23 protein-coding genes and 1 pseudogene are annotated in these 20392 nt (G+C 37.2%); 3 read left to right on the top strand and 21 right to left on the bottom strand.

The annotated features are described in order from the left end of the window. Positions 1-74 precede the first annotated feature (74 nt). Positions 75-1637 carry a hypothetical protein gene (locus tag IPH52_06375; GenBank protein MBK7054669.1) on the top strand — a complete coding sequence of 521 codons (1563 nt, stop codon included), beginning with the start codon at positions 75-77 and terminating at the stop codon, positions 1635-1637. A 261-nt stretch (positions 1638-1898) separates the two neighbouring features. Here the strand turns inward: IPH52_06375 and IPH52_06370 are convergent, their stop codons facing one another. Then, positions 1899-2663 carry a hypothetical protein gene (locus IPH52_06370; protein ID MBK7054668.1) on the bottom strand — a complete coding sequence of 255 codons (765 nt, stop codon included), beginning with the start codon at positions 2661-2663 and terminating at the stop codon, positions 1899-1901. A 169-nt stretch (positions 2664-2832) separates the two neighbouring features. Beyond that, positions 2833-3264 carry an AAA family ATPase gene (locus IPH52_06365; protein MBK7054667.1) on the bottom strand — a complete coding sequence of 144 codons (432 nt, stop codon included), beginning with the start codon at positions 3262-3264 and terminating at the stop codon, positions 2833-2835. Positions 3265-3504: 240 nt separating this feature from the next. Here IPH52_06365 and IPH52_06360 point away from each other — a divergent pair, with 240 nt between their 5' ends. Further along, the gene (locus tag IPH52_06360; protein MBK7054666.1) at positions 3505-3855 is read left to right on the top strand and encodes a DUF1566 domain-containing protein; all 351 of its coding nucleotides are present in this window, start codon (positions 3505-3507) and stop codon (positions 3853-3855) included. Positions 3856-3863: 8 nt separating this feature from the next. Here the strand turns inward: IPH52_06360 and IPH52_06355 are convergent, their stop codons facing one another. From IPH52_06355 to IPH52_06305, 11 genes are all read right to left on the bottom strand, one after another. Next, complete coding sequence (locus tag IPH52_06355; protein MBK7054665.1) at positions 3864-4127, bottom strand: hypothetical protein; 264 nt, start codon at positions 4125-4127, stop codon at positions 3864-3866. Further along, a complete protein-coding gene (locus tag IPH52_06350; protein ID MBK7054664.1) occupies positions 4085-4870 on the bottom strand; it encodes a hypothetical protein in 786 nt (261 codons plus the stop codon). Before IPH52_06350 ends, IPH52_06355 begins: the two co-directional genes overlap by 43 nt. 81 nt (positions 4871-4951) lie before the next feature. Next, positions 4952-5578 (bottom strand): energy transducer TonB, encoded by a 627-nt coding sequence (locus tag IPH52_06345; GenBank protein ID MBK7054663.1) that lies wholly within the window; start codon positions 5576-5578, stop codon positions 4952-4954. Positions 5579-5585: 7 nt separating this feature from the next. Continuing rightward, entirely contained in the window at positions 5586-5990 is a 405-nt protein-coding gene (locus IPH52_06340) for a biopolymer transporter ExbD (GenBank protein ID MBK7054662.1), read from the bottom strand. A gap of 112 nt (positions 5991-6102) precedes the next feature. Further along, entirely contained in the window at positions 6103-6708 is a 606-nt protein-coding gene (locus IPH52_06335; GenBank protein MBK7054661.1) for a MotA/TolQ/ExbB proton channel family protein, read from the bottom strand. Positions 6709-6809: 101 nt separating this feature from the next. After that, positions 6810-7295 carry a hypothetical protein gene (locus tag IPH52_06330; protein ID MBK7054660.1) on the bottom strand — a complete coding sequence of 162 codons (486 nt, stop codon included), beginning with the start codon at positions 7293-7295 and terminating at the stop codon, positions 6810-6812. Next, complete coding sequence (locus tag IPH52_06325) at positions 7295-9835, bottom strand: TonB-dependent receptor plug domain-containing protein (protein ID MBK7054659.1); 2541 nt, start codon at positions 9833-9835, stop codon at positions 7295-7297. Before IPH52_06325 ends, IPH52_06330 begins: the two co-directional genes overlap by 1 nt. 4 nt (positions 9836-9839) lie before the next feature. Then, complete coding sequence (locus IPH52_06320; protein MBK7054658.1) at positions 9840-10217, bottom strand: hypothetical protein; 378 nt, start codon at positions 10215-10217, stop codon at positions 9840-9842. A 17-nt stretch (positions 10218-10234) separates the two neighbouring features. Beyond that, the gene (locus tag IPH52_06315) at positions 10235-10681 is read right to left on the bottom strand and encodes a hypothetical protein (GenBank protein MBK7054657.1); all 447 of its coding nucleotides are present in this window, start codon (positions 10679-10681) and stop codon (positions 10235-10237) included. Further along, positions 10662-11030, bottom strand: a complete 369-nt coding sequence (locus IPH52_06310) for a hypothetical protein (GenBank protein MBK7054656.1) — start codon at positions 11028-11030, stop codon at positions 10662-10664. The genes IPH52_06315 and IPH52_06310 overlap by 20 nt, the downstream gene beginning before the upstream one ends. Positions 11031-11052: 22 nt before the next feature. Then, entirely contained in the window at positions 11053-11556 is a 504-nt protein-coding gene (locus IPH52_06305) for a hypothetical protein (GenBank protein MBK7054655.1), read from the bottom strand. Positions 11557-11774: 218 nt separating this feature from the next. Here IPH52_06305 and IPH52_06300 point away from each other — a divergent pair, with 218 nt between their 5' ends. After that, entirely contained in the window at positions 11775-12326 is a 552-nt protein-coding gene (locus tag IPH52_06300; protein MBK7054654.1) for a hypothetical protein, read from the top strand. 14 nt (positions 12327-12340) lie between these two features. On the opposite strand, the gene IPH52_06295 is transcribed toward IPH52_06300, so the two are convergent. From IPH52_06295 to IPH52_06260, 8 genes and pseudogenes are all read right to left on the bottom strand, one after another. After that, positions 12341-12868: a hypothetical protein gene (locus IPH52_06295; protein MBK7054653.1), complete on the bottom strand. Its 528-nt coding sequence runs from the start codon at positions 12866-12868 to the stop codon at positions 12341-12343. Positions 12869-12877: 9 nt separating this feature from the next. Further along, complete coding sequence (gene scpA, locus IPH52_06290; GenBank protein ID MBK7054652.1) at positions 12878-15019, bottom strand: methylmalonyl-CoA mutase; 2142 nt, start codon at positions 15017-15019, stop codon at positions 12878-12880. A 3-nt stretch (positions 15020-15022) separates the two neighbouring features. Further along, complete coding sequence (locus IPH52_06285; protein MBK7054651.1) at positions 15023-15256, bottom strand: hypothetical protein; 234 nt, start codon at positions 15254-15256, stop codon at positions 15023-15025. Positions 15257-15339: 83 nt separating this feature from the next. Continuing rightward, positions 15340-16358 (bottom strand): annotated as a pseudogene (locus IPH52_06280) (TerC family protein). A 213-nt stretch (positions 16359-16571) separates the two neighbouring features. Further along, on the bottom strand, positions 16572-17471 hold the full coding sequence (htpX, locus tag IPH52_06275) for a protease HtpX (protein ID MBK7054650.1): 900 nt from the start codon (positions 17469-17471) through the stop codon (positions 16572-16574). 28 nt (positions 17472-17499) lie between these two features. Next, positions 17500-18345, bottom strand: a complete 846-nt coding sequence (locus tag IPH52_06270; protein ID MBK7054649.1) for a hypothetical protein — start codon at positions 18343-18345, stop codon at positions 17500-17502. Beyond that, positions 18335-19942 (bottom strand): NCS2 family permease, encoded by a 1608-nt coding sequence (locus tag IPH52_06265; protein MBK7054648.1) that lies wholly within the window; start codon positions 19940-19942, stop codon positions 18335-18337. The genes IPH52_06270 and IPH52_06265 overlap by 11 nt, the downstream gene beginning before the upstream one ends. Beyond that, positions 19939-20391 (bottom strand): stringent starvation protein B, encoded by a 453-nt coding sequence (locus tag IPH52_06260; protein ID MBK7054647.1) that lies wholly within the window; start codon positions 20389-20391, stop codon positions 19939-19941. The genes IPH52_06265 and IPH52_06260 overlap by 4 nt, the downstream gene beginning before the upstream one ends. Between the last annotated feature and the right edge of the window lies 1 nt (position 20392).

The raw sequence follows: 20392 nt of genomic DNA, 5'->3' as shown, positions 1-20392 counted from the left end.
CATCCGAAAATCCGTTTGATTTGTGTAAAAATCTAAAATTCATATGAATGAAAAAAAATTAGGAGACTATTACGATGATCAAAATAATAAAGATGTGTTCCGTTGTAATGCTTTCAATATCTTTGATAGCAGGGTGTTCAGAAAAAAAAGATGACAGCAGTAAAACGAGTTTACTTGCCTTAGCGGCTCTTTCCAATCGATCTAGCAGTGCAAGCGCTACCAGCACAAGAACAACAGATATGTATACCGGTTTTGCTGAAATTCCTTCTAGCATTTACAAGACAGTTGCCTCTGGCGCGACTGCGTCAGTGCAAGGACAGTCTAGAACTCTTGCTACAACAGATTATAAATTTCAGAATAGTGCCAATGACGCTTCTGTTTCGAAAGTATATGACTTAGTAAGAGGAACTGCAAAGACAACAAGAGATATCGCTAAGTCGATAGGCGATATAGTAAAAGCATTGGAGGTGATTCCTGTTACAACTGCAATAGAAGGAAGTAATCCTGCTGGGTCTACTGGTTGGGCTAACTTAGCTTCGAAGTATAAGTTTCAACCTAGCACGATTTTGTCTGGTGGAAAAAAACTAGAAGTTTGGTGGAACAATGCTCCTGCTCCTTTCGCAAACAACAAAGCAATCGAAATGAATTACACTGGAAGCAGCACTTCTGGAAATATGAGTGGATTTGTATTTGTCCGATTTACCTCTGTTACAAATGCAACTACATTATCAAAGGCATATATCCGATTTGATTATAATGCTACTACTAGCACGCGGTCAATGGTTGTTATCCTACAAGATATTGGACCAACATTCACAGACAAAGCTCATTTTTTTGTGCAAGAAGTAAATGGTGTTACATCTATGGATGGAACATACACAGTAAATAATTTCAATGCGAATTCTAATGGTGTTGCTGTCGCTAACAGAGCCTATGTGTTTTCTGCGATTGGAAATTCTACCAAAGCTGTGATTAATGCCGCTTTTCCGCTTGCAACTGATAATACAACAGCGATTTATGCAAATACAGCAATGGGAAATATTGGACAAGTTTGGACAAATTTCATCTTTGCAAATCCTACAATTGTTGCTTTAGTGCAAGGTGTTAGTGCCTGTGCGGCTCCGAGCGTGGTTCTTACTCCTACCAATGGAAATCCAACGGGTGGCACCGTAACGGGTGCGGGGGTAACAACAGTTGCCGCTCTAAAAACTTGCTTAGATGCAATCATCACCGCTCAGTCAAGCACAAACAGTGTTAAGGACACATACTTCTTAACAAACATTAAAAATCCTGCCTATTTTAGCGTGTCTGGAAACACGGTGAGTTTGTATGGAGTAGAAAGTCTAGAAGCATCCGATACCAATAAAACAGCATATGACGCTCTACAAAATAACACATCTTTCCTGTCTTCTACAAGAACTACGACTAACACAACGTATGCGGCAGCTCTGGATGCAGTATCTGTAACTGGGTTGAATTTATTTACAGGAACTGGTGTTCCAACAGGAAGCAGTGCAACTGACTTGACAAAGTTAAATGCACAATGGGGTGGTAGTGCGACTGGAACTGGAACTTCTACATCGAGTGCAACAGCGAACATTGTGAACGGTAGTATAGACAACACAGCTCCGTTCTAGGGCTAGATCACGAGAATGCTAAAAGAATACTGTCATTTCGAACATCTCTTGGCGAATGATTTGCAGCTAAGCAAATAAGCGGATGTGAGAAATCTATCTTACTTAAAACGATAGGATTAAGTAAGATAGACCTGGCGAAGGCGCTGGTTCGCGACTAAGCGAAGGGTGGATGAAGCTATTCGAGGTGACAGGAGTATAGGTTTCCCTTAAGTTGATATCATTGTCTATGCAAGTTGTTGGTAATCTAATTAATCTCTCAATTTAATCTTTATCAAAGTGGCTTATCATCAAATTGTATTTTTCTAATAGATTTGGATCTTTGGCTTGGATAATCTTTCTTGTTTTTTCTAATAACTCATCGTCAGCGTGCTCATAGATTGTTTTAATTTCTTCCGACAAATTGCTGTTTAACCCTGCAACCATAACACCGAAAATTTTATTATCATCAAATCGTTTGAATAGATTGAGGACCCTCGCTTTGTCACGAGCATTGTAGGTAATTGATATTAGATCCGATAGTTTCTCAATTCCTCTTGCAATTTTTTCTACTGAGTCAATCGGAGTGTAGTCAATCAGGCTTCCAATTAGGAAGTAATTTTTTCGGGTTATAAGCTCATTAACCGCTCGACGCATCAAGTCAAATGGGGATTTGTTTATCATGCCTTCAATTTTTTCAGGGACTAAATGCTCTAATACATCACAAAAGAATTTGATAGAAAAATGTCCTGCGATTCCGATTGCATCTTTCGGATCAAGGTGATAAGAGAGATTAGCCGCAATGCTTGGTCCTAGAATATCTTCGCTTACTTTTGCATTCAAAAAATTTGGCATGAACTTACTAACCTTAGCCATCGGCACCCAAATTTCTTTTTGTCCATCTTGCATGAATAAAATGATTTTATTTCGTAGCATATTCATTTCTTCTGGTTCTAATTTTTCAAGAAATGATAATTCATTTCCGTGCACACCAAGGAGATTATTGATAGATTTGAATTCGAATTCTTTTTGTTCGTGTTTATTTGACATTTATTATTCCATTTTTTAAAGTAAAATTCAAGGATTACCACCGATTACCACCGATTACACCGAGAGCACCGATAAAAGATTCAATAGCCCTTGAATATTCTTAATTTGATTGATTTCTTATAATTATTCCTAGTAAATTAGAATAGTAATTTACTGGCAAGAGAAATTACTACTCTGATAAGTCGCTTGGTAATAATTGTATTTTGTATTTCTCTGCCATTTTTATTAATTGGTCGTTTGTTATTTGATGAATATTTTTTCCTGAATGTCGATTCTCTACAGTTAGAATAAATATGCTGTAATTATACTTGGATGCCAGTTTGAAATAAGGCTCTAATTCCCATTCCAATGTAAAACAGTTATCTAAAAAAACTTTTTCAAAATTTTCTTTTAAGCTAAGCTCTGTTTCTTTTTCACAATTTTTATAAGCAAGGTGATTCTTTTGATATTCGAACTTGTATTCGCCTGTATTTGGATTTATAAAGTAATCATCAATCGAGTGAATAGGATACTTTCCATTTTCACTGAGTAGGTTGGCTAATGTCGATTTTCCGCTACCGGGCAATCCTCGTAATATTATCAATGCTTTTTTAAAATAGATTTCCATGCATATTTGCCTTTATTTAACTACGCTGAATAGGATTCAATTCGGTATCTTCTTTGTCATTCAAGAAATTCTGGAAGTTTGGTAGTCATATTGAAAAAATTAAATGACCATAGGTTTTAAGAATTGGATACAAGAAAATTGTTGCCCTGGTGGAGTAGAGGGAGAAACTCGCGTTAGTCGGTCAATAATTTTCAGTGACTGATTGAATCAAATTAACTATATAGGAGAAATACTATGCAATTATTTAAAAAAGGATTAATTCCTTTTAATATTCTATTTATCTTACTCTATTTTTTTTGTTCAATCCAATCAGAAACCCTATCTTTGGAGTGGGGAAAAGAAGAAGGAAGTCTAGATTGGAAATCTGCAATCGAAAAATGTAAGGCAAACGGAATGCGTATGCCGACCAAAAAAGAACTTTTGTCTTTATATAATACTCGCGAATTTAAAACATGGGCGGCAAATTGGTATTGGACTGGCGATGAATCCGATTCCGAACGTGCCTGGGCTGTTGTTTTGAATGTAGGGGCAATTCTCCATATACCCAAGCCGTATCATAATAATGTTAGATGTGTTGGTTTGTAATTGTCGGCTTAAGACAACACAGTTTTAGCATTCTCAGAATTATAAAATCCTTCGAGTCTAAGAGTGATTCGTTTTTGTAAATGCGCTTGCATTTCTGGTAGCGAAATATAATTATCTAGGAGATTAACTAGATTATCCGTAATGTCTGACTTTTGAATTTTATATAAACTGAGTAGTTCGTTAATCTTTTTTCCTTTGTAACGAGTGAGGATTATGTCGATATGGCTCTCTAGTATTTGCAGTAGAAGAGGGATGCTTTGATGTGATTCCATTCTGCTTTGGTTACAGCTAAAATTTTCTTAATATCATCTTTGTCGGCATAATGCTGTAAGTCAGAGATTTTCTTTGCACTGATAAAATTCCAAATCTCATCTGTGAGTTCTTTTGAAGTCTTCGCATCTAGTTCCTGATTTAAAAGTTTTTCACTCTGCTTGAGAGAATTTTGTAGATTGGATTGGATAAATGCTGTTAGGTTCTTCTCGATACCTGCTTGCACTCCTGGAATATTTCCTAAAAAGTCTTGTCCCATTTTAAATAAGGAAAATGCACCAGGGACATTTTTGGCAAAAGAATTTTCGCCGCCAACAAAATCTGCAATCGCATTATACATTACGCTTGAAATCATTTTTGTGTAAACAGGTGAATTGATTACTGTGTGGATAATGTCCTTTCGAAGTTCTTTCATGCCCATTCCCATGTTCATGCTATCTTCAAAAATGCTCTTTGTGAAAAGTGAAGTTAATGGCTCTTGGTTCTTACTTATGAGAGTGTGCGTTGCTTCTGCCAATGACAAAACTAAATCTTCAGCTTCCTTTTCAATCTCTCTTGAATTTATATAGGATTTGACATAGTCTAGAATTGTTTTTTTATCGATGAATTTTTCTGCTTCTATTTCTACTATCGCATCATAGAGGCTTTCGATTTCAAATTTTAAACTTTTCTTTAGATTCTCGCCTTTCCATGCGGAGACTTCATATTCAATATGTGCGTTTAACAGTTTTTGTAATTGGGACATTGTTTTATTCTGGAGAAAATGAATTATTAAGCAAGCAATTTTTATTACATTCTTTGCTAAGCGGCTAATAGGGTCTGCCCGTCATTCATCCAATGTAAAGTTGATTGGCACGCGATGAGACATTTTCACTGGCTTGCCTGCAATGTAGCCTGGAGAGAAACGAGCGAGATTGATAATCTTAATCGCAGCTTCATCAAAGCCATATCCCGCTTTGCCAGAGGCGATCTTCGCACTTTTGAGCGCACCGGTCTCGTCTATCTGCACAAGAACTACAACAGTCTTTTCGGTAATGTTCGCTGCCTTCGCGGCTGCTGGGAAAAATTGTTTCAAATCAAAATCAATAATGGGAGTAGGGACTTTGTCTCCATTAAAAGAGAAGAGATAACCATCCTTATCCGTTCCATTTCCAGAAACAGCATTTACATTGATATCGTCATCGATTGGGTCGTCCCCATTTTTATTTTTTCCTTCGACCCATTCCTGTTTTTCGACAGGTGCGGGACTAGAAGTTCCGCCGATTAATTCAGGTGGAATTTCCTCAAAGTTTACGTCTACATCTTGTTTGACACTTTCTGAGTCAATTTCCTGTGATTCAATGATAGTGGAAATATAATACGCCGCATACAGACTAAAGTGAAGGAAGATAGATAAAAATAACATAGCCCCAAAAAGATTATTTTGTATTATTTTTTTAATCTTATCTTTCATGTGTGACCTACTTCTTGACCGAGAGCGCGATTTTTGTTACGCCTGCTTTGCGGATAATCCCCATTAATTTCGTAATCGTTCCATAGGATAAATTCTCATCTGCCGATAGAGTGAGTCTCATATTGGGTCTGAACTTAGAGTCTCTCTGAAGATTGGCAAACAACTTTTCTTCCGTAGTAGATTGACCTTCTAATAGAATTTTTCCATCCCGCGTTATCGCCACTTGAACAGATTGAGCAACGTTAGGATCTGCTGCTTGCACTTTGGGCAAATTGATATTGATTGATTCTTTCTTTAGAAAGTTTGCTGTTACCATGAAGATTACGAGTAATACTAAAATTACATCCACCATGGGGGTAATATTGATATTCCCTATTTCATCATCATCGCCTGATTGTGACGCCATTGCCATAATTCTGCCTCCTACTTTTAAAAGATTACCACCGATGGGCACAGATGAACACCGATAGATATTAAACTATATCTTAATCTCTGTGTCTCCGTGACTCTGTGGCAGATTTTTTTCATTTTCTACTATAACTTGCTATGAATTCTTTTGAAATAATTTCTAAGTTCTGGATAATCACTTTTAGCTTCTTAGCGAAAAAATTATTTACCATCACTACAGGAATTGCTACGAACAAGCCGGCAGCGGTTGCGAGTAGGGCAGTAGAAATACTTTTCATAACTACCTCCGCTCCTGAATTTCCAAGAGTTCCTAGACCATTGAATGCTTTGATAACTCCGAGAACTGTTCCAAGTAGCCCTAAGAACGGTGCGTTATTTCCCAGAGTAGATAGAATTGGAAGTCTTTTCTCTAATTGAATTCTTTCTTCAATGGCTTTTCCTGCCATCATTTCGACTAACGCTTCTTGTCCATCAGGGTAATGCTCAGCAGAAAATCCGGCAAATCGTGAGTAAACGTTCGTTGGATTCTGAGAAGACTCTTCGATACCTTTGATATCTTTTCTTCTGAGTCGCTCGATAATTGCTTTGAGGGTGTTTTCTCCGCCCTTTGCAAACCTTGAAAAAATAATTGCTCTTTCAAATCCGACTGCCAATGCCAATACGCTAGCTAATCCCATTAATATAAAAATGAGTTGTTCTCCAATATCAACAAGCTGTTCCATGGTGTATTCCTTTTAAAGTTATTCTATGATTTCCAAATGTTTTTAGTTTTATGACTATCTTTTTGCATTTCCATTTTTTTACATTATGTTTTTTCAATTAATCATGGTGTGTTGTTTGTTGGTAACACACAATTTCTTTTGCAATTACTTGTTCCACTATCCGAAAAACTTCCTTCGAACATTGTTTTATAGGACACATTACAGATGTTTAAATTTTTTCTTGTCTTCCAGTAACTAATGTCACATTTCAAATAACATTCTTTCAATGAATCTGACATTGTTCGATAAGGATCATTTTTTACAGTCTCGTTACAATAATCTGAGTAAGTAAGAAATTTATTAAAAGTAATACTTCCAATGAAAATTGTTTCTGTTAAAGTAAATGATGAAAATTCAGGTGCTGTTGCTGCGCAATTTTGCATTGCGATCATCCCTGATTGACAGGTTGCGACAGGATCTGGTTTTGCTTTCGTTGCAGTTTCTAAGAGAATGCGAAGCGCATATAAATCCTGGTAACTTTTTTTATTTTCATTTGCACACGAAATTTGAAATAATAAAATGAATAGTAAAGTAATTTTGAAAAACATTAGAATCTCACCTCCATGCCCACGTTGAAAAATGGAATCAGCATTCCACTGGGAAGTTGCAGTGTGAAAAAATCATTTTGCGGCTCTGGGTTTCGTTTTGAGTAGGGAGCCGTTGTGCTAAAATTTTCTCCATTGATATTTTTTCGCACATACATATTGATTATCTCTAAATACAGATTTACATAGCCCCATTCATAACTCAGGAATTTATCAATTCGTATATCAAATCTATGATAAGGTGCTTGTCTTCTTGAATTTGTATAGTCTGTGGAATAAGGATTTGTAGAATATCTTGGATTCCAATAGATTTGGTTGTTGTAAGGATTTTTAAATTGACCACCGTCATCACCAATGACCGGAGTATAGGGAGTAGCCGTTCGATAAAACCAACGTCCACCAATTTGGTATTCTTCTGTTAATCTCCATCCATAGACTACACTGAGTAATTGTGTTATATCATAATCAAAAATTGTCTCTCTTGAGTTTGGATACAGTGCGCGTAATCGTTGTTCGTCTCCACTGAGGATTCGATTTTTGTTTGGATCATAGTCTGCATTGTAAATATTATTATTGCGAAAGGACTGCGACCAAGTGTAAGAAATCCAGCCGAACCAGTCTTTTGAATTAGGGCGATTTGCTTTTTTAATGTATAATTCGTATCCATGCGACCAACCGGTTCCACTGTTGGAATAGTTCAATGCTCGATTGGTTACAACCGGTCTTTGCAATCTTTGGAATTTGTCTGGATTTAAACCATAGGGCTCAGAGATATAAGGATCGTTTACGATTTGGCTTGTGAATTCTTGTTTGAAAAGTTCTCCCTTCACTGACCATTCCTCTGTAATCTGTTGGTCAATACCTCCCCCATATTTGCGAGCTTTTTCAAATTGTATGTTTGGATTTCCTGACTCTCTTGAAATCGCTTGATCAAAGTAAGGAAAACGCGCGTAATCCCCTGCACCTCCGAAGAAAGTTGTTCCTTTTAAAATTCCATTTACTTTGTAAGAAACTGTTGCTCGCGGACCTGTAGCTCCTTGTTTTCCATAATCAATAAAATCATGACGAATACCTGGTTCGAATTTGAAATTTCCAAAAGTAAAATGGAAAGTTGTATAGGCATTAAAATAATTGCTCTTTGTCTGTTGTGTTATATCTGCTTTTTCAAATGCTGGTGTTGTTATATCATACGGGTTGGGAGAAGGATTGTTTGGGTCTTTTAGTCTAACACCAAAGCCGGTAATGTTGTAATTAATTACTCTTCCCTCTGTTCCAGCATCTATTTTCAGGAAGCTTGCAGGATTCCATACTAAGTCTTGTCTTACTCCTATATACGGTGCACTTGCTCTGAAGGTTGCTTGGATTGAGCCAAATTGAACGTTTGTATTATTGAAAGGTTCGTAGTTAATCAGTGTTATCCGGTTACTGAACTTTGTGCTTGGTGTCCATGTGTAACGAAGAGCCATAGTGCGGTATCCCTGTCCTGCAGATACGCTTGCTCCAGCTACAGCGCCTAACGGTTCCTTGGTAGGATCATTAGAACCAAAAAAACCAGGTGCTTTTAATACAAATCCATCGAGTGCTGTGAGAGATGTAAAAGATATTTGGTGTTGGGAATTAAAATTATAAATGAATTTCACATTTGAGCTATTGTATTGAGGAAGACGAATTCCTTCCGGGACTAAACCAGTTGAGCCAAGAGTCTTATCAAGATAACCAACCTTTCCACCTGCGGCTAAATACCCTTTGCCGTTGAATAGCGGAGTCTGATACATGGCTTGACCAAGTAGAAAGGACATATTAAAAGAACCCGTTGCTTTTTTTGTAGCTTCATTGGATTCAATTTCAACCACCCCACCAGTTGCGTTGTTGAAATTGGCAGGATAGGCTCCCGTATAAATATCAATTGTTTTGATTAGGTCATTGTGGATAACAGAGTTTATGCCATCAAAATGATATGCATAATAAATTGGTAGATCATCGTATAGGTAAGTGTTTGTTCTACAATCCGCTCCGCGAATTACAATTCCACCAAAACATCCACCGTTATTTCCTGCAAAGGGAGGAGGAGCAAAAACTCCGGGTAATGTCTGTAATGCGTTAAGGGCTTCGCCTAAAGTTCCTGGCATACGCTTGATTTCATCATAACGAACTTTGTAACGGGAAAGAATTGTTTTATCCTTTTGTCCTTCTACGTCAATTCCCCCTTTTGGTTTTGGAGTCTTATCTGTATAAATGGTAACCACTTCCCCATCGGCAGTAATTGATTTTTCCAATTCTTGAATTCCTGTAGTTCTTAAAATTCTAAATGTATAATTTCCAAGACTCGGAACCTCTGCATCAAAATACCCCTCCGCATCAGTTTGTGCGGGTATTTTAGAAGTAGGTGTTACAATTATCACGGTTAATCCTGCTTCGCCTTGATTTTTGACTCTGCTAAAAAGTCTTCCTCTAAAGGCTACAGCAGAAATCTCTGAGCTAAGGGTCAATAGAATAAATAAAAATAAAAACCAATTTCTTTTGTATGTTGTTATAGATTTCATAGAATTATTTTATCTGCCTCTTCGCAAGATCGTTATTAAAATTCAGATACCAAGGAACATCTCCGAGTTTTTCTGTCGTATAGATGCCGAGGCAAATGATCGGATACCCCGCAAAAGGACAACCAGTTCTTGTAATAGCAACACTACAAAGATTGAGATTGCGACTATCTTGGTCTGTAAATACTAAAAGGGGAGGTTGTGGAATGGTTTCCCTACAGTCTGCTTTGGCTGTTGCTGTTATCGCGTTGTTTACACATTCATCGCGACAGGCTTTGGCTTTATAGGTAACCGCTGCATTAATTTGCGATTGCGCATCCCAAGCCGGCACAGGTTTCTCATTACAGGAAATTAGAAAAGCTAGGAAGAAAAGAATTAGTTTCAAATTTTAACTTCTCCTATTTATTTGGCTACGCCTTTTTTTACAGGTAGCGGCTTATTCTTGTTTGTCTCTTCAAACAATGGTGCTTGTGAGTCGGTTTTCAAGGATACAATATCGCCACGAACCTTTGTCACGGAAACTGTTCCGAGTGGATAAAAGTAATGCGTTTCATGCCATAGAGTCATATTTACCATAGAGTCGCCGCCTTCCACTTTTTGCACTGCTTGACTGAGCGCATACTCCATATTAAGCGGATTAGTCATTGGAATTAATCCAAATAAGAAAAAGGTGGAAGTCTCTCCCGTTTCTGTTCCTAAGATTTTATATCCCTCTGAGCGAATAATTGTAGCAGATGGAGCTATATGGATATTATCCGCTCTTCGATTTAAATTAGTCGGATAAGAAATCACCATCACGCAATTTAAAAGAAACAATGGAATGATTGTGTTAGCGAGTTTTTTTAGCATTTGTTTCAGGTGCTGTTTCATCTGCAAATTTAACGGCTTCTGCGTTTATCCCTAATCGATTTCTAGTTAAAAAAAGAATAATCGTCCTATCTTGCCAATAACGAATATTGATGAGTGCATCTGCTTCTTTTGATTTAATCATTTCATCCATCATTTCGTTGATAGGAGGATTGCTAAATGAAACTGCAAGGAGCGCTACATCGAGAGTAAACCAAGAATGTTTTGCTTCTACGGGTCCTATAACTTTGTATTTTTTATTTGCAATAGGTATGTTACTAGTTGAAATACCTGCACTTGAAGAAGCGCAGTTTAGTAATAAAGCGCTTAGAATTATGGAAAAGAGTTTAATCATTGTTACGTCCTATTGAAATTTATTTTTTATTAGTTCTATTCTTCCACTTCTCTAGAAGTTCTAGAGAAATTTCTTTGTCTAAATTGATCCATTGAAGAACACCAAAAAGCTTTTCTGCTGAATTGCCTTTTTTCTTCAGACTATCAATGCCTTCATTTACAACTTCGCATAAATAATCATAGCTATTGATCTTGCGAAGTATGGAATCTTCTACTGCTCTGTCAGAAACCATAAAGTATGATTTTCTATCCCCTTGAACATGAACTTCTTTAATGCCTGCATTTAATAAAAGCATCTTCAGGTTTGTAGAAATGCTACTTCGGCTAACACCGAGAATCCGTTGCATGTCTTCCTGAGAAATTCCATCTTCAGTAATAAGCATTAGACCTACCATTTGACCGCCGATTCTAGATATTCCAAAGTTTTCATAATATTTCCCCATTTTATTAACAAAGTCCATCATTTGCGAATCTAATGTTAATTTTTTACTCTTCTTGGTGATATTCTTCTTCTTTGCTTTCATGATAGATTAATTCTTTACGAACATATTTTTTCTGTAATTTCAGTCAAGACTGAAATTACAGAAAATTATAAAATTTAAAACTTTCTGACTCTATTTGCAATCGTCCAGAATTATTTGCATTAAGTCCTCGTGTAGCTACTTGATTTGTTACCAATAAAATGCGTGACATGCACTGCAATGCTTAAGAATTTATATTGAAAACGCCGATGATTATTAGCATGAAATATCTACTTATTTTTTTAATTGCCATAACAGTTTCCGCTCAAAGCACATCTAGAGGTATAAGTGTCAAGACAACTGTTCCTCCACCCAATGAAGTTAAGCCGGAGAAAGAAAAAGAGCCGGCAGCTAAGACAAGTTCACTAGATGATGAAGAGTTAGATAAAGTTTTTTATACTTATTACTATTTGAATTTGCCTAAGCATTTACAAAAAGAGGATAAAGACAAAAAGAAACTGAATCAAAATATAATTCGAGTTTTTAAGAAGGAGATTGCTAAAAGAGATCGTTCAGTGTCAAAAGAAACTCTCGATGGAATTTCTCCGACTACTATAAAATTTAAAAGAGTGCAAGAAGATAGTAAATGGATGAGGAAGATTAAGAAAGAAATAAGACATATTCATTTTACGGAGTATATGTATATTGTTAGATATCAAAATTATTTAACTTTGATTTTATATCAACTTGATCCGGAGCTTCATCTTCAAAGTCCATCACAAGTGGAGTTTATTAACGTGAAAGAAACAGAGTCAAGTCAGGATTTAGAGTAAAGCTTTTCAATTAGCTAAGCTAACTCTCGCTTAAATACAACTAAAAAGATTCCACCGAATCCAATTAGAATAGAAAATCCTATTCCAAAAAGCGCAATTTTTTCCAAGTAATTATAGTTTGGTAAAATCTGTTTATTTCCATCAATTCTGGAAAGAATTCTATCCTTTCCCGCTAGGAAAACTTTCTTCTGGCGGGTAACAACTGTATTCCCTACGCGAAGTCTGAGATGAGATTTGTCATCGACAAATTCGGTAATTTCATGTAATTTTCCGAATTCATCTGTGACGAGGTAAGTGTATATATGCCGCTTCTGTTTTTCGCTGACTACTAGATGATAACCTGTAATTGTCGAAAAAGATTTTACGCCATTTGTCTCTAACACTTCGTATGCATTCTGAAGTTCTTGATTTCTGTGCTGAATTAGAACCAAAAAACATGAGAATACAAACGAAGTGAGAAAACTAATTAGAAAGAAAACTTTGTATAAGGGTGTATACAACAAGTCCGCAATGGATTTTGGCACACCAGTTTTTTCTTTCAAAGTTAAAGCCTAGGCTTTTCCCTTCTTCTCTAAAATATCCAAAATCTTTGCCGCTGCATCAGGGATGACTGTGCCAGGACCAAAAATTGCCGCTACTCCATGTTGATACAAGAAATCATAATCTTGCACAGGAATGACTCCACCGGCTATTATCAATATGTCGCTAGCATTTTCTTTCTTCAAGATTTCTACAAGTTCAGGGATAAGAGTCTTATGCCCCGCTGCCTGTGAGGATACTCCGATGATATGCACATCATTCTCGATAGACTGCTTTGCAACTTCTGCTGGAGTCTGGAATAGGGGAGCCACATCAATATCAAATCCCATATCAGCAAAAGATGTAGAAATAACCTTTGCACCTCTATCGTGTCCATCCTGTCCCATCTTTGCGACTAGCATTCTAGGACGACGACCTTCTTTCTTTGCAAATTCTTCAACACGTTTAATTACAGATTGGAATTTTTCGTTGTCTTGATTTAAGCTAGAGTAGACGCCGCTGATAGTGCGGATAACAGCCTGATGCCGTCCAAATACTTTTTCCATTGCATAAGAAATTTCGCCAAGAGTAGCTCGTTTACGTGCAGCGTCAACCGCTAGATCAAGTAGATTACCCTTACCAGATTGGCTCGCTTCTGTGATAGCGTTTAATGCCGCGTTAACCGCTGCTGTGTCTCGCTTAGCTTTGATTGCATTGATTCTAGCAATCTGACTTTCTCGAACTGCTGTGTTGTCAATATCTAGGATTTCCATCTTGTCTTCAGTTTTGAGTTTGAACTTGTTGACTCCAACTATAACATCTAGACCTTGATCGATTAACGCTTGACGTCTTGCGGCAGACTCTTCGATTTTCATTTTTGGGAGACCTGCTTCTACAGCTCCTGCCATGCCACCATGAGCTTGCACTTCATCGAAAAGTTTTTTTGCCTCAACGATGATAGAGTGGGTTAGAGACTCAATGTAATAAGAACCACCAAGAGGATCAATGACTCTAGGAATATGAGTTTCGTTTTGAATGATTAACTGGGTGTTACGTGCAATACGAGCAGAGAATTCTGTTGGCAGTGCAACCGCTTCATCTAATGCGTTAGTGTGTAGACTCTGTGTTCCGCCGAGCACAGCCGCCATTGCTTCAATGGTAGTGCGGATAACGTTGTTATAAGGGTCTTGCTCGGTTAAACTCCATCCTGAAGTTTGGCAATGAGTTCTAAGTGCTGCACTCATTGGTTTTTTAGGATTATAAGGTTTAATTAGTTCTGCCCAGAAATATCTAGCTGCACGAAGTTTTGCAATCTCCATAAAGAAATTCATTCCAATTCCAAAGAAGAAAGAAAGCCTTGGCGCAAAATCATCAATAGCCAGACCTTTGTCTAAGGCAGTTTTTACATACTCCATTCCATCTGCCAAAGTATAAGCGAGTTCTTGCACTGCATTTCCGCCCGCTTCTTGAATATGATATCCACTGATTGAAATGGAATTGAACCTTGGCATATTCTTAGAAGTGTATTCTATGATATCGCCAATAATTTTCATAGAAGGCTTTGGTGGGTAAATGTAAGTATTGCGCACCATGAATTCTTTTAGAATATCGTTTTGAATTGTTCCTGAAAGCTCAGAAACTTTTGCACCTTGCTCTTCTCCTGCAACGATGAACATAGCAAGAATTGGAATTACGGCTCCATTCATTGTCATAGAGACAGACATGTCTTTGAGAGGAATCTGATCAAATAAGATTTTCATGTCCTCAACTGAGTCAATGGCTACTCCCGCTTTGCCCACATCTCCTGTTACTCTTTCGTGGTCTGAGTCATAGCCCCTGTGTGTTGCTAAGTCGAATGCAACGGATAATCCTTTTTGTCCGGCAGCAAGGTTTTTCCTATAAAATGCGTTAGACGCCTCGGCAGTAGAAAAACCTGCATATTGTCTTACTGTCCAAGGTTGATGAGAATACATCGTTGCACGTGGACCGCGGATAAATGGAAATATCCCCGGAAGCGTGTTTGTGTTTCCTAAATTTTCCAAATCTTCATAAGTGTAAAGAGGCTTGATGATGATGCCTTCTGGAGAATTCCAGTTCAAAGAAGATACGTCTTTCCCTTTTAAGTCAGCTTCTTTTGCGACTTTTTCCCATTCGTTTAAATTTGCCTTATCCATAAATTACTCCTTTACTAATTCAATTTCTTCCATATGATCGGGATAATCACCGACGCCGCGTGCGAATGTAAATAGAGCTGGAGCTAATACGAGTCGTCTGCCAGAACTTATAACCGATTCCCATGATCCTGTTGATACTCTATTTAATACGCCAAATGGCAATGTCACAATGAATAAACTTGTCCCGACGGCTAATCCCGCTAATCCGAGAGGTCGAACCAATAATTCTGAAATCATCTCTCCACTACTTGGCACTTCTTTGGCTGAAAGAGAAAAATTTAGAAATAAGCTGATTGTGATTGCTACTAAAAATGTCTTCCTCATTTAGAAACTCCTGCTTTTTTATTTTTATAATATTCTGGTAAAGATATTAGTATGGATCCAAAGAGTAGCGTGATGATGACAGCCAGTGAAACCTGGATATCAATATGAATTTTTTCAACATTCATTAATTCACCATAAAGTGGTAAAAGCATTTTAAATCCAACGAAAGCGAGGATAATGGCTACTCCATGCTTTAAATATACGAATAAGTCCATTATGCCGCTAATCATAAAGTAGAGAGAACGAAGTCCAAGGATAGCAAAAATGTTCGAAGTATAAACGATGAATGGATCTTGTGTGATAGAGAATACTGCCGGTATCGAATCGAGCGCAAACATTACATCGCTTGATTCGATCATAACTAGAACCACAAAGAGAGGAGTTGCCATTCTCTTTCCATTTTCAATTATAAAAAATTTACCTTCTACGGAACGAGTAGAAAGAGGAACGATTTTTTAAGCATTCTAAATACAAAATGCTTTTCAGGAATAAAGGATTCCTCCTCTTCTTCTTTGTGGACGAACATTTTAATTGCAGTGTATAATAGAAAAAACCCAAAAATATAAAGAATCCACGCGAAGCTTGCAACAAGAGTTGCTCCAGCTAAAATCATAATTGCACGAAGAATGACTGCTCCGATGATTCCCCATTTTAAAATATCCGGCTGCTCTCTAGGTCCTATTTTAAATTTTTGAAAGATCATGATAAATACAAATAGGTTATCTATGGAAAGTGATTTTTCGAGTAGATATCCAGCTATATATTCTAATGTCTTAGTTTTACTGTAGCCGGAATCATTTAGATTGCTTGGATTCGTATCATAAAAATAGATTGCGCCCGCAAACAAGAAAGAAACTGAAATCCAAATCAGTGTCCAGATTCCAGCTCGTTTGACTGACATTGTGTGGTCAGTTTTCTTGCTTAATAACCCCAAGTCTATTACAAGCATTATAACTATGATAATATTGAATAAAATAAATAAGACTAATTCGTGATTGATACTTTCGAGATTCATACTACCTCTCTTTAAATTCCAAATTAATTCTGAGTGAAGCTTTTTACAATAAGAAATTTTGAAGTGTTAAATAATCAATATCAATCTACGAAGAGTAGTAGTTTGAATTGTGTGTGAAAACTTCCCCGAAAAGGAACACACGAAGGAAAAAATCCTATTGTTCCAAAACTTTAAACTTCGTGCGTTGCGTTATAGATTAAAAGGTTTTAAAAATTACTTTGCACTTCTCAAAGCGGCAATTCTATCTTCGAGAGGAGGGTGAGTTGAGAATAATGCGAACCAACCACCTTTATGCGAAGAAATCTTTAGAGAAGCCATGCTAGGTGCTCTATTATCATCTTCTACAACATCAAATGTTCGTTTCAAATTTTCAAGAGCGGCAATCATATTAGCTCTTCCTGAAAGTTTTGCTCCACCTGCGTCCGCTCTAAATTCTCTTTGTCTAGAAAAGTAGGCAACAACCATAGAGCCCAAGATACTGAATATAATGTCTAGAACGAGAGTGATTACAAAATAAAGTCCTGAGCTAAAAACAGAAGGACCGTCATCATCGTTGCGACTCATTGCCATTGTGACTCCGTAGCTAATGATTCTTGCAAGAAACATTGTAAAAGCATTCACTACACCTTGAATCAATGTCATTGTTACCATGTCACCGTTAGCAATATGAGATACTTCATGCGCCAACACTCCATCTACCTCATTTGCATTCATTCGCTCTAATAGTCCAGTGGATACTGCAACTAATGCGCTGGATTGACTAGGTCCGGTTGCAAATGCATTTACTTCTGGAGAATTGTAAATTCCTACTTCGGGCATTGGAATTCTTGCAGCTTGACTTAACCGTTGGATCGATGTATATAAATGTCCATAAGGACCACGCGCATCAATGATCTCTACACCCATCATCCATTTCGCCATCATCTTTGAAAGTGCGAGCGAAATTAGCGATCCTGTCATACCCCAAATTAAGCATAAGGTAAGAAGCGCAGTCATGTTTAGACCACTGCTAGAAATATATCCCTTAAGACCGAAAACGCTGGTGATGATTGAAATCGTCACCATAATTAAAATGTTGATTAGAAAAAATAAACCGATTCGTTTGAACCACATGTTATAGTAAACTCCTAGATATTAGACTTTAAGATTTCGCATTGTTACAATATTCTTGAATTGCTTTGTTTTCGTTCGCATTAATCCATCCTCTTTCTTGAAAAACTTCCAGAGAAAGTTTTAAACAGTCCATTGGTATATTTGCCGAAATTTGTAAGATTTGAAAGTAAGGTAATTTATTCCCTGAATTTCTTTTCATTTCGGCTTCGATCTCCTCTACAAAGGAAGAAACCAATCTAAGCTGCACAAACACAACAGTATATTCATCTAAGAAAGCTAAAAAGTCATCATCTGAATTGGCTACAGCTAAATCAAACGCATAATCGTAGATATTCATATCTTGCGCAGCTAGTTTTTGAATTTCCGGACCAAGCTTTTTTAAAAAATTCAAAACTCTATCCGATTTAAGACTTCCTGAAGATGTCATCATTCGCAAATAAACTAAATCTACTTTTGATAAAATTGTTTTTGTTACTTGAATACTGCTTGTTCTAGAGATTAAATTCTTAAATAAAATTGCATACTCTGCCTTAGAAAGAGTTGTCCAATAGGAACTAACCATTTCGGGTAACGGTTTTTTTTGTAGGATTGCTTTGTGATATGCGGTGACTTGACAGTAAAAAAGTTCAACGAGTGCATCGTGACTGAACATTGGATTTTGTAGAATTTTTTTTACTATTTGCACATCCATATGCCTTAGATAATAATCTATTAAATAAGTAAAGCCAACGTCTTCTAGAATCGCCATTGATAAAATAGCCGGAGGTATATTACTAATAGCCTCTTCAATATTTCTAAAGTTAGGAATTGGGCGCATCAATTCTTCATCTAGAATTATATAATGCTGATTGTCTTTAACTAAGTCAGTTTTCATTTTGCTTGACCAGAGATGCTCCAAAAAGTAATAAGGCTAACAATAAGTAGGCGATAATAAACTGGAAGTTTGCAGGAAAACTATATTCGTTTAAAATTGCATTACCTGAAAGTTTATAGGCGTGAATGATTCCAACAGAAGAGAGGATACTTCCGGTTAAGCACCAATAGGATGCTGTTCTAAAATCTCTATCAATAATGAATGCACAAATCGATGCCCATATCATGGAAACTATTAAAAATCCTTGAGAAAGTGCCAAAATTCCTGATAATGAGTAAGGTAAAAATTCTAAATCGGGCGGAACTGATTCCATTGTGATGGCATAGGTAGTAGCAATTTTCTCTTTGGCTAAAATTTTCCCAAGCTCGCTATTTGCAAAGTTAAAAACACTTTGCACAAGTAATACTCCCCATCCTGCTAGCGCGGGAAATAATCCTAGAATAATCGCTGGCGCATGACGCATGGGAGAAGTCTCAAAGCATTGTGCTCCAATGATGATTCCGATCCAAAGTATGATTGCCATCCCTGCTTCTATAGGAACTAACGCTTGCACAACACTCATTAGTCCGAACAGGCAAAGGATTGTCATAAATACGCCGTTTAATACTGAGTAACCCGCACGGGCACCCAATGCTTTCCAACCTGGGTGCCCAATGTAAATCGTCGTTGGAAAAGGAGAACCAAAGAAAGAGCCTAGTATAGTTCCGGCACCGTTTACAAGGAGCGAACTTCTAGTTTCAAATTTATCTCCACCTGCTTCTGCCGATTCAATGTTTTGGAGAGAGCCAATCACATTGAATAAACCCATTGGCAAGATTACGGAAGAGTATTCTTTAATATTTTTCAAAGTAAAAACATCAAATAAATCTGTGATTGATAAGGAAGGAAGATAGAGTCCTGCGTGTTGAAAAGAGCTTGCGAGTGCTTTGCTGTCCATCATTGGTTTTCCCCAATACCCTGAGAGCCATGCGATGCCCGTTCCAGCGGCTATTGATAAGAAACCTCCCGGAATTCGAAAAGGATATTTGAATTTTCCAAAATACTGCAAGAGTATAATTCCAAATGGAAGAAACGCAACGAGTGGACTTTTATAAGTCTTAATCATAAATTCCATCGAGATAAATGTGATAGCTATTCCGCTTAACGCAGACAGAAGAGCAGCACGAGGGGTAACGCGCCTAATATAGTTTGCCACAAAAGACCCAAAAAACTCAATGACTCCGCTGATAAAACAAGCAAGCAGTCCAATCTTCCAGGCAGTCTTATAATCACCTGTCGCTTTAAAAACAGGAAAGATAATAAAAAAGATAAATGCAAACAAAGAAATTGTATTGATTCCATAGGGTAGGGCTGTTACATCATCACGATTTTCCTGAATGGCTAGTTTTCTGGCTTGCAAGGCGTAAAAAATATTTCCGACTAACAGTGAGATACCTACACCAGGCAATACAACTGCAAAAACAAATTCAGCTGGCATTCCGCAAACGAATGAACAAAGTGCGGTTAATACAAGAAGCTGCAACAAGTTGTCGAGCATTAATTCAAAAAAACCATCAATATCACCGGCAACAATCCATTTGAATTTTTGCATTCTTATTCTTTCTTCCTTGTAAAATCTACTTCGATAACTTTTGATTCGATTGATTCTTTTTTCTTTTCGGGCTTTTTGGGTTTAGCTTCTGACTTGCTGAAGTCTAATTCATCCTCGAATACTCTCAATTGCGTGATTGAATTTTGACCTTTATCGTATATTCTAAAAACTGCATCCCAGGGGATAATCAATTTTTCCCAACTAAATCCAAATTGTAATTCTGCATAAAGATAATCTGACTGAGAAGAAATATCTCTTACGGCAGTAGAGCCAAAGGCGAGGACGACGCCTGATTCTTTTTCATTTCCTACAAGTCCTCGTTTGCCCATTTCCAAATTTGGATGTGGAAGTATATGTAGATAAAAAGTGGGAAATTTTTCCCAATAGGTATCGAATAGCTGAATCTTAAAATCTCTCAGCGTGCGGATTTCTGTTTCGGTAAGTTCTGGTTCCATA

Source organism: Leptospiraceae bacterium (assembly GCA_016708435.1).
Taxonomy (GTDB): Bacteria; Spirochaetota; Leptospiria; order Leptospirales; family Leptospiraceae; genus UBA2033.
This window is presented reverse-complemented; position numbering and strand designations above follow the sequence as displayed.

Bases quoted from the DNA above. Each gene is read 5' to 3' on its own strand.
- IPH52_06375 (MBK7054669.1), top strand. From the start codon at position 75: ATGATCAAAATAATAAAGATGTGTTCCGTTGTAATGCTTTCAATATCT.
- IPH52_06370 (MBK7054668.1), bottom strand. From the start codon at position 2,663: ATGTCAAATAAACACGAACAAAAAGAATTCGAATTCAAATCTATCAAT.
- IPH52_06360 (MBK7054666.1), top strand. From the start codon at position 3,505: ATGCAATTATTTAAAAAAGGATTAATTCCTTTTAATATTCTATTTATC.
- IPH52_06355 (MBK7054665.1), bottom strand. From the start codon at position 4,127: ATGGAATCACATCAAAGCATCCCTCTTCTACTGCAAATACTAGAGAGC.
- IPH52_06350 (MBK7054664.1), bottom strand. From the start codon at position 4,870: ATGTCCCAATTACAAAAACTGTTAAACGCACATATTGAATATGAAGTC.
- IPH52_06345 (MBK7054663.1), bottom strand. From the start codon at position 5,578: ATGAAAGATAAGATTAAAAAAATAATACAAAATAATCTTTTTGGGGCT.
- IPH52_06340 (MBK7054662.1), bottom strand. From the start codon at position 5,990: ATGGCAATGGCGTCACAATCAGGCGATGATGATGAAATAGGGAATATC.
- IPH52_06335 (MBK7054661.1), bottom strand. From the start codon at position 6,708: ATGGAACAGCTTGTTGATATTGGAGAACAACTCATTTTTATATTAATG.
- IPH52_06330 (MBK7054660.1), bottom strand. From the start codon at position 7,295: ATGTTTTTCAAAATTACTTTACTATTCATTTTATTATTTCAAATTTCG.
- IPH52_06325 (MBK7054659.1), bottom strand. From the start codon at position 9,835: ATGAAATCTATAACAACATACAAAAGAAATTGGTTTTTATTTTTATTT.
- IPH52_06315 (MBK7054657.1), bottom strand. From the start codon at position 10,681: ATGCTAAAAAAACTCGCTAACACAATCATTCCATTGTTTCTTTTAAAT.
- IPH52_06305 (MBK7054655.1), bottom strand. From the start codon at position 11,556: ATGAAAGCAAAGAAGAAGAATATCACCAAGAAGAGTAAAAAATTAACA.
- IPH52_06300 (MBK7054654.1), top strand. From the start codon at position 11,775: ATGAAATATCTACTTATTTTTTTAATTGCCATAACAGTTTCCGCTCAA.
- scpA (MBK7054652.1), bottom strand. From the start codon at position 15,019: ATGGATAAGGCAAATTTAAACGAATGGGAAAAAGTCGCAAAAGAAGCT.
- IPH52_06285 (MBK7054651.1), bottom strand. From the start codon at position 15,256: ATGATTTCAGAATTATTGGTTCGACCTCTCGGATTAGCGGGATTAGCC.
- htpX (MBK7054650.1), bottom strand. From the start codon at position 17,471: ATGTGGTTCAAACGAATCGGTTTATTTTTTCTAATCAACATTTTAATT.
- IPH52_06270 (MBK7054649.1), bottom strand. From the start codon at position 18,345: ATGAAAACTGACTTAGTTAAAGACAATCAGCATTATATAATTCTAGAT.
- IPH52_06260 (MBK7054647.1), bottom strand. From the start codon at position 20,391: ATGGAACCAGAACTTACCGAAACAGAAATCCGCACGCTGAGAGATTTT.